The sequence below is a fragment of the Nocardia sp. NPDC058244 genome (assembly GCF_042882065.1).
In the GTDB taxonomy this organism is placed as follows: Bacteria; Actinomycetota; Actinomycetes; order Mycobacteriales; family Mycobacteriaceae; genus Nocardia.
In genome coordinates, this window is record NZ_JBHVWX010000001.1 from 789,028 (window position 1) to 801,690 (window position 12,663).

The following is a 12,663-nucleotide window of genomic DNA, read 5'->3' on the forward strand; positions in this document are numbered from 1 at the left end:
CGCCGATCCGGCGCCGCGACAGGCGGTGCCGGATCAGCGGTGGGCGCAGCCGGTGGCCCGCTTGCGCGGCTTCAAGCGCAGCGGCGGCAGCGGCGGGGCGGGGATCCGCTCCTCGGGCGGATGGCCGACCACCCCGGCGAAACGGCTGGTGTCGTGCGATTCCCAGGCATCGCGGGCCGCGATGATCTCGTCGTGGCTGCGGCCGACGAAGTTCCACCACATCACCAGCTCCTCGGCGAACGGCTCGCCGCCGATCAGCGCGAAGTGCGCGCCCTCGGAGCTCGCCAGGCGCAGTTCGGCCCGGTCGGTGCCCAGATACAGCAGGGGTCCGGCGGTGAGCTCGGTGCCGTCCACGACGACCGTGCCCTCGATGACCAGCACCGCGTGCTCGAACGCGCGTTCCAGCGGCAGCCGCACCTCGGCGCCGGGGTCGAGCACGACATCGGCCCCGACGATCGGGGTGTAGGCCCGCGCCGGCGAGGTGACACCGCCCAGCGAGCCGATCAGCACGGTGGCCCGCAGCCCGGGTTCCTCGTACCCGGGCAGCTCGCGATGCTGTTCGAAATGCGGTTCGACGCCGGTCGCGGTGCCGGGCAGGGCGATCCACAGCTGCAGGCCGTTGCCCGCGTGCGCGCCGGGGACGCCGAATTCCGAATGCGCGATGCCGCGACCCGAGGTCATCAGGTTCAGCTGGCCCGGCTCGATCTCGACATCGGAGCCCACCGAATCCCGGTGCCGGATCCGGCCGTCGAACGGCCAGGTCACCGTCTGCAGGCCGATGTGCGGGTGCGGCAGGATGTCGGGCGACGCGCCGGTCCGGGTGACGGTCGGCGAGCCGAACCGGTCCAGGAAGCACCACGCGCCGACGGTCGGCAGATCACGTTGCGGCAGGGTGCGTTCCACGTACACGCCGCGCACGCCACCCAGCGGTACCTCCCTGGCGGGGTACAGCTCGGTGATCGGTCCCGGACTCGGCGACGGTTCGCACAGCGCCTCGGCGGGATCGAGCTCCATATCGCTCACTTGGCGATGCCCTTGCCGACGACGTGCGCGTCGTACTCGGGGTGCTTGTCGAGCCAGCCGCGGATGAACGGGCAGTGCGCGGTGATGGTGCGGCCGCGCGCGATCACGTCCTCGACGGCTTGGCGGGCGAGCACGCCGCCCAGTCCCTTGCCCGCGTAGGCGCCGTCGATCTCGGTGTGGATGAAATCGGTGTCGTTGTCGCGCTCGATGTACTCGGCGAAGCCGGCCAGTTCGCCGTCGTAGAACACGTCGTAGCGGTTCTTCGCCGGGTTGTTGGCGACGCGGCGCTCCGGCTCGGTCGACGCGGCGGGGGTGGTCTCGGACATCTTCTTGCGCTCCTTCCGCACCGGAACAGGGTGCGCGCTCAGGATCGACACGCGGTTGAACGCGCCGATCGCGACGGCGATCCAGACGATCACCGAGATCTGTTCATCGGACCAATGCTCGCGCGCGATCTCGTATTCCCGATCGGTGCGCTCCTCGTCGGGCAGCGTGGTGACGGCCTCGGCCAGCCCGAGCGCGGCCCGGTCGGCGGCCGAATACGTGCCGCCGCGCCGCCACGCGGGCAGCACCGCGATCTCCTGCGCCGACAAGCCGGCGCCCAGGCCCGCGTGCTCGTGCACGTCGAGGCAGTACGGGCAGCCGTTGATCTGGGAGACGCGCAGATTGATCAACTCGATCAGCCGCCGCTCGATCCCCGCGGCCGCGGCGGCGGCGCGGATCTCGGCGGCGGTCGCGCTGAGCGCCTTGAAGATCGCCGGATGCTGCTTGTCGATCCACACGCGGTCGTGGCGTTCGGTCACCCTGGCGATGCTAGCGCCGTGCGCCGCGGCCCGTCGGACCGCGGCGCGCCGACGGTTACTCCCGGCCCGCGGAGGTGAAGGACATGTCGGCGTACCGGTTGCCCGCCACCCGCGCGGCGATCGGCTCCAGCGTCGCGAGCTCCTCGGCGGTGAGCCGCACCGTGGCCGCCGCGACGTTCTCGGCCAGCCGGGCGCGCTTGCGGGTGCCGGGGATCGGCACGACCGGCAGGCCGTGCGCCTCGGCGCGCGCGTGCACCCACGCCAGCGCCGCCTGGGCCAAGGTGATCCCGTTGGCCTCGGCGATCGCCGCCAGCGGGGCGAGTAGCTCGGCGTTGTGCTCGGCGTTATCGCCGGTGAAGCGCGGCTGGAACCTGCGGAAGTCCTTGTCGCCGAGGTCGTTCGCGGTGCGGAAGGCGCCGGTGAGGAAGCCGCGGCCCAGCGGCGAGTACGGCACGAAGGCCACGCCGAGTTCGGCGGCGGCGGGCACCGCGGTGCGCTCCACGTCGCGGGAGAACAGCGACCATTCCGACTGCACGGCCGCGATCGGGTGCACCGCGTGCGCGGCCCGCAGCTCGTCGCCGGTCACCTCGGAGAGCCCGAGCGCGCGGACCTTGCCCGCCGTGACGAGTTCGGCCAGCGTGCCGACGGTCTCCTCGATCGGCACCCGCGGATCGCGGCGGTGCATGTAGTACAGGTCGATGGTGTCGATGCCGAGGCGGCGCAGGCTCGCGTCGACCGCGGCGCGGATGTAGCCGGGGGAGTTGTCGAAGCCGCGGTAGCCGGGGTCGTCGGCCTTGCGGACGATGCCGAACTTGGTGGCGATCACCAGCTCGTCGCGGTGCGCGCGGACGAACCCGGACAGGAACTCCTCGTTGTGGCCCGAGCCGTAGATGTCGGCGGTGTCGAACAGGGTGACGCCGAGTTCGAGCGCGTGCTCGAGGGTGGCGCGCGACTCGGCCTCGTCGGTCTCGCCGTAGAACTCGCTGATGCCCATGCAGCCCAGACCCTGCACGCCGACCAGCGGGCCGTCGGTGCCGAGGGCGGTGGTCGGCAGCGTCGCGGTGGTGCTCATGTATCGGTTCCTTCGCTCGTGTGCGCGGTGAGCGTGGCCGGCCGATCGGTCTCGGATCTGCCCTCGTAGATGGCGATCTTGTAGTCGAGGACGGCCACGGTCTGCTGGAGTTCCGCGATCTTGTCGAGCACGTCGGACCTGGTCTGCCGGAACATCGCGAGCCGCTCCGGGTAGGTCTGCTCACCCGCCCTGACCAGTTCGGCGTAGCGGATCATGTCGGCCACCGGCATACCGGTCAGCCGCAACCGGCTGATCAGCTCCAGCCACTCCAGGTCGCGGTCGCTGAAGCGCCGGTTGCCGGTGTGGTCGCGGCCGACATAGCCCATCAGCCCGATCCGCTCGTACCAGCGCAGGGTGTCGCGACTGAGGCCCGATCGCTCGGCGACCTGGCCGATCGAGTATCGCGGGCGTTCGCGATCGTCGTCCCCGGCGGTGGTGGCGCGCAGGGCCGCGTCCTGATCCATCGTGCTCGTCCCTTTCTCGTGGAACCCAGTCGACGCTATCCACCTGGAGTGCGCTCCAAGCAAGACTTATTCTCGCGGGACGAGCGAATTCAGTTGTACTTCGGCAGCTCCTGCACGGCCCACCGGTTGCCGTCGGGGTCGGCGAAGAAGGTGAACAGGCCCCAGCCCATGTCCTGCACCGGACTGGCCTCCACGCCCGCGGCCACGAGCTGTTCGTAGGCCTGCTGCGCGCTGGGGACGACCATCTGCATGCCCTCGACGCTGCCGGGGGCGGCGCTGGTCAGGCCGCGGCCGATGCAGATCGAGCAGCCCGAACCGGGCGGGGTGAGCTGGACGAAGCGGATGTCCGGGCTCGGGGTGTGGTCGTGATCGGCGTTGAAGCCGATGCTGGTGTAGAAGTCCTTGGCCCGATCGACGTCGGTGACCGGGATGGCAACGAGTTCGATTTTCCAATCCATGCCGTTCAGCATGGCACCGGTGGCCGACAGAAACGTAGTCTGGATCACATGGCTGGTAAGAACATCGACCGCGTCAGGGCCCGATCGGCCTGGGAGACGGTCAAGGAGAGCCCGGTGATCACCGCGATCGCGGTGGCGCCGGTGGTGCTGGTGCTCGGCGTGGTGTGGTGGCTGACGAACGGTTTCGTCGCCTTCGTGCTGCTCGCCCTGCTCGGGGTCGGCATCGTCGTCGGCGGCAAGCTGCTCAAGTAGCCGCGGCCGCCTCAGCGCGGAACGTGGAAGAAGGTGAGTTCACCCGAACCCGGGTCCAGCTGTGCCCACGGCCGGTCGAACTCGAGCACGGCCAGCGCCGAGGTGGGGAACTTGCGGCTGAGCTCGGTCGCCTGATCGGAGTCGCGATTGGCCGCGAGTTCCCAAGCGGTCCACGGGATTCCGGGCACGTGGCCGACGACGAGCAGGGTGCCGACGGCATCGTCGGTGAGCTGGATCAGCTCGATCAGGGTGTGCGGGTTCGCCTCGTAGATGTCGTCGGTGTACTCCACCGGCGCGTCGATCCCGGTCGCGGCGAGCGTCTGCCTGGTCCGGGTGGCCGTCGAGCAGCGCACCGCGTCGATCGGCGGCTGGGTGTCGCGCAGCCAGGCACCGGCCAGGGCCGCCTCCCGCTGCCCACGCGGCGCCAGCGGGCGGGCGTGATCGCCGACTCCGTCGGGGTACGCCGATTTTCCGTGCCGCATCAGGATGAGGGTCGCCACCATGGGAACCACCGTAATCCCGACCGCGGGTGAGGTCGCGGTCACACTCGAGGCACACTGAAAGCTGCGTCACCGTAGATGTGTTCGTGGCACACCCGCCGCGGGCCCGCTCCGGACGACGTCTCGAGCCACCGACCACACATTTCGAGGATCTGCACACTATGGCCTACGTCATCACGCAGCGTTGTTGCAACGACGCCAGCTGCGTCACCGAGTGCCCGGTCGACTGCATTCGCCCGACTCCGGATCAGCCGGAGTTCGCCACGGCGGAGATGCTGTACATCGACCCCGACACCTGCATCGACTGCGGAGCCTGTGTCGACGCGTGCCCGGTGGACGCCATCTTCTCCGAGGACGACCTGCTCGCCTCGCTGGCCAGGTACCGCGAGATCAACGCCGCCTACTTCCAGCGCCACCCGCTGGAGTCGAACTTCGATCCGCTGGCCACCCCGACCCGTCCGCCCAAGGAACTGGGCACCCTGCGCGTCGCGATCGTCGGCGCCGGCCCGGCCGCCTGCTACGCCGCCGACGAACTGCTGCGCCGCAGCGACGTCGAGGTCGAGATGTTCGACCGGCTGCCGACCCCCTGGGGTCTGGTGCGGGCGGGCGTCGCGCCCGACCACGCGGGCACCAAGAACGTGGCGAACATGTTCGACTCGGCCTTCCGCCGCGAGACGCTGCAGTACTACCTCAACGTCGAGGTGGGGCAGCACATCGACCACCAGGAACTGCTCGATCACCACCACGCGGTGATCTACGCGGTCGGCGCGTCCAGCGATCGCAAGCTCGGCGTGCCCGGCGAGGACCTGCCCGGCAGCCACTCGGCGACCGAGTTCGTCGCCTGGTACAACGGTCACCCCGACTTCGCCGATCGTGAGTTCGACCTGTCCGGCGAGCGCGCGGTGATCGTCGGCAACGGCAACGTCGCGCTCGACGTCGCCCGCGTGCTCACCGTCGACCCGGACGAGCTCGCCAAGACCGACATCGCCGACCACGCCCTGGACGCGCTGCGCAACAGCAACATCCGCGAGGTGGTGATCCTCGGCAGGCGCGGCCCGCTGCAGGCCGCCTACAGCACCCCGGAGTTCCTGTCGCTGACGCACCTGAAGGGTGTCGACGTCGTCGTCGATCCGGCCGACATGGCCTTGGACCCGCACAGCCAGGCCCTGCTGGACGACCCGAACATCGAGCCGTCGCTGCGGCTGAAGTACACCCTCGCGCAGGAGTACGCCACCGCGGAGCACGACCCGGCGCACAAGCGGATCGTCTTCCGCTACCTGACCACGCCGACCGCCGTGCACGGCGAGGGCAAGGCCACTTCGATCGAGTTCGCGCACAACGAATTGACCGAGGAGAACGGGCAATTGGTGGCCACCGCCACCGACCGCACCGAGTCGCTGGACACCGGTCTGGTGCTGCGCTCGATCGGTTACCGCGGCGTGCCGATCGCGGGCCTGCCGTTCGACGAGCGGCGCGGCACCGTGCCCAGCGAGCACGGCCGCGTCATCGAGGCGACCGAGCCGGTGCCGGGCGTGTACGTCTCCGGCTGGATCAAGCGCGGTCCGCGCGGGGTGATCGGCTCCAACCGGGTCGACGCCGAGGAGACGGTGGAGGCGCTGATCGCCGACTTCATCGCGGGCAAGCTGACCGCGCCGACCGGTGACCGGGCGGCGCTGCAGGCCCTGCTCGCGCAGCGGCAGCCGGAGCTGGTCGACCGCAAGGGCTGGAAGACCATCGACCAGGCCGAGAAGGCGGCGGGCAAGGCGGCGGGCAGGCCGCGGGTCAAGTTCACCACCCGCGCCGACCTGCTCAAAGCGGCCAAGGGCTAGCCGGAAGGCCCCGGTCCGCGCGGCGGGCCGGGGCTAGTCCGGCAGCGGCATGATCCGGACGACGGTCGTGGTGATCCCACCGACCACGAACCACAGCCGCAGCACCGGGCGGCCGGTCCGGTCACCCGGTTCGTAGCGGCCGCGCACCGTGATGTGCTCGCGGGCCAGCACCGGGGCCACGTATTCGATGACCGCGCGGTGCGGTCCGGCGACCAGCTTCGGGTAGTCGACCAGGAACTGCTCGACCGCCTGCCAGTAGCAGGTGTGGTTGACGTGGTTGTACTGGTCGATATCGGTCGCGCGCACCGGGAACGGCAGATCGGTGTCGGATTCGCGCGGCGCCGGATCGGTGAGATAGGGCCGCCAGCGTAACCGGTGCTCGTCGGTGGATCGGGCCAGGTAGGCCAGGCCCTCGTCGCTGATCCGGGCGGGCAGGTTGCTGGACTCGCTGAGGTTGATCCAGAAGCCCTCGGTCTCGATCAGGCCGCCGCCGTCGCTGGTGATCCGGGTGCGCATGTTCGTCCACCGGGTCGACATGCTCGAACACCAGCGGGTCAGGTGCACCTGATCGGGCCAGGTGACCGGCCGGAGGACATCGATGACGGTGCGGCGCACGATCCAGGTGGGGTCGGTGCGGTGCAGGGCCGTCTGATGGAGTTCGTCCCAGGAGATGTCCTGCAGGTAGCGCGCCACGGCATCGAAGCGCAGCCGGTGATAGGGATCCACGTCGCCAGCCCGGACGGGCCACGCCGCGGCGAAACCCATGCCCTCCTGGGGAAGCGGGGCCAGTGGCTGTTCGAGTGACACGTGTGCTCCTTGCACGGCGCACCAGGTGTGCCGCGACTTCTTGCGTAGTTCTGCTGACGACTTTACGGGGCGCAGATCACACCCTCACGCGGAGCCGGGGCAAGCGGTATCGGATTCCACCGGCTCCCGGTAGCCTGCAGGAATGGCCGGCGGGGCGATGGCGGGCTCGATGTTCGGGCGCTATGAAATGCGCAGACTCCTCGGAGTCGGCGGTATGGGGGAGGTCTACGAGGCCTACGACACCTCCAAGAGTCGTACTGTCGCCGTCAAGGTACTCAACCGCGAGCTGGCCAGGGACCCCGTCTACGTGCAGCGATTCCGCCGGGAGTCGCACGCGATGGCGAGTGTGCAGGAACCGCACGTCATCCCGGTGCACGACTGGGGCGAGGTCGACGGCGTCCTCTACATCGACATGCGGCTGGTCAAGGGCACCGATCTCAAGGACCGCCTGCAGCGGCACGGCAGGCTGACGCCGGGCGAGGCGGTGCAGGTGGTGGAGCAGATCGCCGCCGCGCTCGACGCCGCGCACGAGATCGGCCTGATCCACCGCGACGTGAAGCCAGCCAACATCCTGCTCACCAGCAGCATGTTCGCCTACCTGGTCGACTTCGGCATCGCCCACACCGACTCCGATCCGCAGCTGACCAGCACCGGCAGTGCCGTCGGCTCGATGGCCTACATGGCGCCGGAACGCTTCGAGGACGCGCCGCTGACCGCCGCCGTCGACACCTACGCGCTCACCTGTGTGCTCTACGAGGCGCTGGTCGGGCGGGTCCCGTACCCGGTGAACAGCCTCGCGGGCGCGATCGGCTCGCATCAGATGGCGCCACCGCCGCGGCCGAGCGCCGTCGACCCGGCGCTGGAGTTCTTCGATCCGGTGATCGATCGCGGCATGGCCAAGCGGCCGGGGCAGCGCTACGCCACCCCCGGTGACCTGGCCCGCGCCGCCCGCGCGGCGCTGGTGCAGGGCGAGCGGGCCGCCCCGCGCACCGCGCCCGGTCCGCAGGTGGCGGCCGCGACCGTGGTCGGCCCGGTGACCGGGCCCCGGTCCTACGACACCGGCGCGCCGCCACCGCCGACCGTGTCCGGCCCCCAGGTGGTGGTTCCGCAGGTCTCCGGTCCGCAGCCGCAGTGGACGCCGCCGCCGGGCTATCAGGTCGGCGCCCCGCAGCAGCCCACCCGGGTCGGCGGGTACACGCATCCGTCCGCACCGTTGCCGCTGCCGCCGCAGCGCGGTTCGTCGACGCCGATCCTGGCCGGGGCGCTGGGCGCGCTGATCGTGGTGGCTGTGGTCGGCGCCGCGGTGTGGGTGATGCTGAGCGTCGGCGACGACAAGCAGAAGACCATCGCCGATCCGCCGATCACGACCACCGGTGAGCTCGTCCCGCCGCCGGTGATCGACACGGTCAGCCAGACCGTCACCACCACGCGGGTCGTGCCGAGCCCGACCAGGACGACGGTGCCGCCGCTGCAATCGAGTGTCAGCGGCGCCGACGGCCAGGGCTTCCTGAACAGCCCACGCTGCAACGACAACGACGCCGCGATGACGATCGCGCGCACCACCGGTTCGCGCGTGGTCATCTGCCATACCGGCGACAACCGCTACTACTACAAGGGCGCCAGGGCCAGCGACAGCCTCGGCATCGAACTCGACGACCCGGTGCCGACCGGCGGCGGCGGTTTCACCGCCACCAACCCGACCGACGGCACGCAGTATCAGCTCAGCCCCGCCGGGCTCACCATCGTCAAGGGTGGATCCGTGCTGGCCAGCGAGTCGGTGACGGAATTCGCCCATCGCTGATCGGCCCGCCGGGATATGTTCGCGGTAGAGGGTGTCACCGAGAGAGGTTTTGGAAAATGCGCGCAGCCCAGGTCGGCAAGCTGGATGGTCCGTCGGCGATCGAGATCGTCGACCTGCCCGAGCCGGTGGCCTATCCCGGCGGGGTCCTGATCGACGTGCACGCCGCGGGCATCGCCTTCCCGGACGTGCTGATGACGCGCGGCCTGTACCAGATGAAGCCGGGCCTGCCGTTCGTCGTCGGCGGCGAGGTGGCGGGCGTGGTGCGCGAGGCGCCGGAGGGCTCGGCGCTGCGCCCCGGTGATCGGGTCGCCGCGCTGACCATGCTCGGCAACGCCGTCGCCGAGGTGGCCGTCTCGCCCGAGCACGCCGTGTTCAAGCTGCCCGACAACGTCTCGCTCGACGCCGGCGCCGGCATCCTGTTCAACGACCTCACCGTGCACTTCTGCCTGACCAAGCGCGGCCGGATCGCCCAGGGCGAGACGGTGCTGGTGCACGGCGCGGCGGGCGGCATCGGCACCTCCACCCTGCGGATGGCCAGGGCGCTGGGCGCGGGCCGGGTGATCGCCGTGGTGAGCACCGAGTCGAAGGCGCAGGTGGCCAAGGCCAACGGCGCGACCGACGTCGTGCTGACCGAGGGCTGGCTGGCCGCGGTGAAGGAGCTCACCGACGGCCGCGGCGTCGACATCGTGCTCGACCCGGTGGGCGGCGACCGCTTCACCGACAGCGTCCGCTCGCTGGCCGGCGGCGGCAGGCTGCTGGTGGTCGGTTTCACCGCGGGCGAGATCCCGACCGTGAAGGTGAACCGGCTGCTGCTCAAGAACGTCGAGGTGGTCGGGGCCGCGTGGGGCGAGTGGGTGATGACGCACCCGACCTACCTGGCCGAACAGTGGGCCGAGGTCGAGCCGCTGCTGGCCTCCGGTGCCATCCCCGCGCCGGAGCCGGTGCTGTACCCGCTGGAGAAGACCGCCGAAGCCGTTGCGGCGCTGGACAACCGGACCGCCACCGGCAAGGTCGTCGTCCAGCTGCGCTGAGCGCGGGTCGGGGTGGGCCAGTATCGTCCACCTCGTCACCGGGCCGTCGAAGGAGTCGCATGCAGCTGTCGAATCGGGTGCTGAACCGGACGTTGCTCGCGCGTCAGCACCTGCTGGAGCGCTCGACGCTGAGCACCCCGCAGATGTGCGATCACCTCGTCGGCCTGCAGGCCCAGGATGTGCCGCCGCCGTTCGTCGGATTGTGGAGCCGGATCACCGATTTCGATCCGGCGACGGTGTCGGCCGGGCTGGAGGATCGGTCGCTGGTGCGGATCACCCTGATGCGCGGCACCATTCACCTGGTCACCCCGCCGGACGCGCTGCGGATCGCGCCGCACATCCAGCCGGAACTGGAGAAGGTGCCGTTCCGCAAGGGCTTCAACTACGGGGCGATGGTCGGTCTCGATCCCGAGGAGCTGCGCGCGCACGGCGAATCCGTGCTCGGCGACGCGCCGATGCCCGCCGCCGACCTGCGCACCGAGGCGGCCAGGCTCTATCCCGACCGCGATCCGGGCCCGGTCGTGCAGACCTGGCTCTACCAGCTCCCGGTCCTGCAGACCCCGCCGCGCGGCCGCTGGCGCGACAACAGCAGGCCGGTGTGGTCGCGGGTCGAACCCTGGCTGGGCGCCCCGCTCGACCCGGACTATCCGGTGGCCGAACTGATCCTGCGCTACCTGCGCGCGTTCGGGCCCGCCAGCACGATGGACATGCAGACCTGGTCCCGGCTGCCCGCCATGAAGCAGGCCGTCGCCGCGCTGGGTGACCGGGTCCGCACCTACACCGACGAACGCGGCCGCACCCTCTACGACGCCGCCGACCTCACCCTCGCCGACCCCGATCAGCCCGCGCCGGTCCGCCTGCTCGGCTGGTACGACAACCTGCTGCTGTCCCATCAGGACCGCAGCCGCGTCCTCGGCGACGATTCCGCGCCGCCGCTGCGCGCCTTCGCCTCCTGGGTCTCCCCGGTGCTCATCGACGGCTTCCTCGCCGGGATGTACAAGGTCTTCGTGAAGTCCGGCACCGCGCGCCTGCGGATCAGCCCGGTCCGCGCCTGGACGAAAGCCGAAGCGGCGCAGGTCGAAGCGGAGGCCGCGGCGCTGCTCGCCTTCCTCGAGCCGGAATCGACGCCCGCCGTGGAGATCCTGGCGCCCGGCGCGGACGTCCGGCCGTGACACGCGTTTAACGCCGTGGCAACACCGGCTTCCTAGGGTCGGTGCCACGACGTTCATGGCTGCAACGGACGACGTGCTCCGCCGAACCGGGCGGGCGAACCAGCCGCATCCGCAGAAGAGGTGCGCGCATGGGTTCCCCCGCGTCCGTTGTCATCACCGACGTCACCGTCTACACCGAACAGGGCTGGGCGCCCGGCGAGGTCGTCGTCCGCGACGGTGTCGTCGTCGCCCTGGCGGCCGGTCCCGAACACGCTGGTCTGCCCCGTTTCGACGGCGGTTCCGGCTATCTGCTGCCCGGCTTCGTCAACACCCACACCCACCTGCAACAGGCCGTGCTGCGCGGTGCCGGTGAGGGGCTGCCACTGCTCGAATGGCTGCGCTGCGTCGGTGAGTTCACGGTCGCGGCCACGCCGGAGCAGACCTATCTCTCGGCCCTGGCCGGTGGCCTGGAACTGCTGCGCGGCGGGGTCACCACGGTGGTCGAGCACCTGTGGCCGAACCCGTCGGACGCGGTCCACCAGGCGATGATCCGGGCGCTCGACGAGCTCGGTATCCGGGTCGTGCTCGGTCGCGGCATCGCCGATCGCGCCGACAGTACCCGCAAGTGGGGCCTGGATCCGCGCCTGCTGCAGCCGCTGGACGAGGCGCTGGCCCACGTCGACGCCCTCGACGCGCAGCTGCGCGGCACCCGGATCACCACCGCGCTGGCCGTGCCCAACCCCCGCTGCCTCACCCCGGAGGGGATGGCCGCCACCCGCGAATACGCCAAGGCGACCGGCAAGACGGTGTCGATACATGTTCTGGAGACCACCACCGACGACGACATGTGCCGATTGCATGCAGGCGCCGGTGCCGTCGACTACCTCGACGCGAGCGGTTTCCTCTGGGACCGCACCTTGGCGGTGCACTGCGTCAACCTCGACGCGCACGGCCGCGCGGTCTTCGCCGAGCGCGGTGTGGCCGTGTCCTACAACCCGGTCTCCAATATGCGTCTCGGCAGCGGCGTCGCCCCGGTGCCGGAGCTGCTGGCCGCGGGCGTCGACGTGACGCTCGGCGTCGACGGCGCCGCAAGCAACGACACCCAGGACATGCTGCTGGCGCTGCGCTTCGGCGCGTTCCTACAGCGTGCGGCCACCAAGCGGGCCGACCTGCTCGGCTTCGCCGACATGCTGCACATGGCCACCGGCGCGGCGGGCCGCGTCCTCGGCAGGCCGACCCGCACCGGCGTCGCCGTCGGTGACCGCGCCGATCTCACCCTGGTCCGCTTCGATCGCGACTTCGCCTGTCTGCCGGTGCTCGACCCCGGCGCCACGCTGCTCACCGCCGCGTCACCCCGGGTGATCGACACCGTCTGGGTCGACGGCGAGGCCGTGCTCCGCGACGGCGTCAGCACCCGGGTCGACGCGCAGGACCTCGCATCGCGCCTGCTTCGCATGCGCTGATTGTTAATA

General features: G+C 70.7%; 13 protein-coding genes and 1 pseudogene. 6 read left to right on the forward strand and 8 right to left on the reverse strand.

Annotated elements, in window-relative coordinates; all coding sequences use genetic code 11:
* Nucleotides 1-33 precede the first annotated feature (33 nt).
* The 6 genes and pseudogenes from ACFVW6_RS03915 to ACFVW6_RS03940 all read right to left on the reverse strand — a co-directional run bounded on the left by ACFVW6_RS03915 (nt 34) and on the right by ACFVW6_RS03940 (nt 3,820).
* Nucleotides 34-1,014 (reverse strand): pirin family protein, encoded by a 981-nt coding sequence (locus tag ACFVW6_RS03915; RefSeq protein WP_378825595.1) that lies wholly within the window; start codon nt 1,012-1,014, stop codon nt 34-36.
* Nucleotides 1,015-1,019: 5 nt separating this feature from the next.
* Nucleotides 1,020-1,349, reverse strand: a complete 330-nt coding sequence (locus tag ACFVW6_RS03920; protein WP_378825593.1) for a GNAT family N-acetyltransferase — start codon at nt 1,347-1,349, stop codon at nt 1,020-1,022.
* 15 nt (nt 1,350-1,364) lie between these two features.
* Nucleotides 1,365-1,826 (reverse strand): annotated as a pseudogene (locus ACFVW6_RS03925) (carboxymuconolactone decarboxylase family protein); the annotation flags it as partial.
* A gap of 55 nt (nt 1,827-1,881) precedes the next feature.
* Nucleotides 1,882-2,898 carry an aldo/keto reductase gene (locus ACFVW6_RS03930; RefSeq protein ID WP_378823831.1) on the reverse strand — a complete coding sequence of 339 codons (1,017 nt, stop codon included), beginning with the start codon at nt 2,896-2,898 and terminating at the stop codon, nt 1,882-1,884.
* Nucleotides 2,895-3,362, reverse strand: coding sequence for a MerR family transcriptional regulator (locus ACFVW6_RS03935; RefSeq protein WP_378823830.1), 468 nt, complete (start codon nt 3,360-3,362; stop codon nt 2,895-2,897). Before ACFVW6_RS03935 ends, ACFVW6_RS03930 begins: the two co-directional genes overlap by 4 nt.
* Nucleotides 3,363-3,451: 89 nt before the next feature.
* The gene (locus ACFVW6_RS03940) at nt 3,452-3,820 is read right to left on the reverse strand and encodes a VOC family protein (protein ID WP_218719632.1); all 369 of its coding nucleotides are present in this window, start codon (nt 3,818-3,820) and stop codon (nt 3,452-3,454) included.
* A 48-nt stretch (nt 3,821-3,868) separates the two neighbouring features.
* On the opposite strand from ACFVW6_RS03940, the gene ACFVW6_RS03945 reads away from it, so the two are divergent.
* Complete coding sequence (locus tag ACFVW6_RS03945; protein ID WP_355273778.1) at nt 3,869-4,072, forward strand: hypothetical protein; 204 nt, start codon at nt 3,869-3,871, stop codon at nt 4,070-4,072.
* An 11-nt stretch (nt 4,073-4,083) separates the two neighbouring features.
* On the opposite strand, the gene ACFVW6_RS03950 is transcribed toward ACFVW6_RS03945, so the two are convergent.
* Nucleotides 4,084-4,575, reverse strand: coding sequence for a histidine phosphatase family protein (locus tag ACFVW6_RS03950; protein WP_355273775.1), 492 nt, complete (start codon nt 4,573-4,575; stop codon nt 4,084-4,086).
* 158 nt (nt 4,576-4,733) lie between these two features.
* On the opposite strand from ACFVW6_RS03950, the gene ACFVW6_RS03955 reads away from it, so the two are divergent.
* Nucleotides 4,734-6,401 carry an FAD-dependent oxidoreductase gene (locus ACFVW6_RS03955; RefSeq protein ID WP_378823825.1) on the forward strand — a complete coding sequence of 556 codons (1,668 nt, stop codon included), beginning with the start codon at nt 4,734-4,736 and terminating at the stop codon, nt 6,399-6,401.
* A 33-nt stretch (nt 6,402-6,434) separates the two neighbouring features.
* Here the strand turns inward: ACFVW6_RS03955 and ACFVW6_RS03960 are convergent, their stop codons facing one another.
* Nucleotides 6,435-7,208, reverse strand: coding sequence for an acyl-ACP thioesterase domain-containing protein (locus ACFVW6_RS03960; protein WP_355273769.1), 774 nt, complete (start codon nt 7,206-7,208; stop codon nt 6,435-6,437).
* A 142-nt stretch (nt 7,209-7,350) separates the two neighbouring features.
* Between ACFVW6_RS03960 and ACFVW6_RS03965 the strand changes: the two genes are divergently transcribed.
* From ACFVW6_RS03965 to ACFVW6_RS03980, 4 genes are all read left to right on the forward strand, one after another.
* Entirely contained in the window at nt 7,351-9,009 is a 1,659-nt protein-coding gene (locus tag ACFVW6_RS03965) for a protein kinase (protein WP_378823823.1), read from the forward strand.
* Nucleotides 9,010-9,065: 56 nt separating this feature from the next.
* Nucleotides 9,066-10,040 carry an NADPH:quinone oxidoreductase family protein gene (locus ACFVW6_RS03970; protein WP_355273763.1) on the forward strand — a complete coding sequence of 325 codons (975 nt, stop codon included), beginning with the start codon at nt 9,066-9,068 and terminating at the stop codon, nt 10,038-10,040.
* 59 nt (nt 10,041-10,099) lie between these two features.
* Nucleotides 10,100-11,212, forward strand: a complete 1,113-nt coding sequence (locus ACFVW6_RS03975) for a winged helix DNA-binding domain-containing protein (RefSeq protein ID WP_378823820.1) — start codon at nt 10,100-10,102, stop codon at nt 11,210-11,212.
* Nucleotides 11,213-11,340: 128 nt separating this feature from the next.
* Nucleotides 11,341-12,654, forward strand: a complete 1,314-nt coding sequence (locus tag ACFVW6_RS03980; RefSeq protein ID WP_378823819.1) for an amidohydrolase family protein — start codon at nt 11,341-11,343, stop codon at nt 12,652-12,654.
* Nucleotides 12,655-12,663 lie beyond the last annotated feature (9 nt).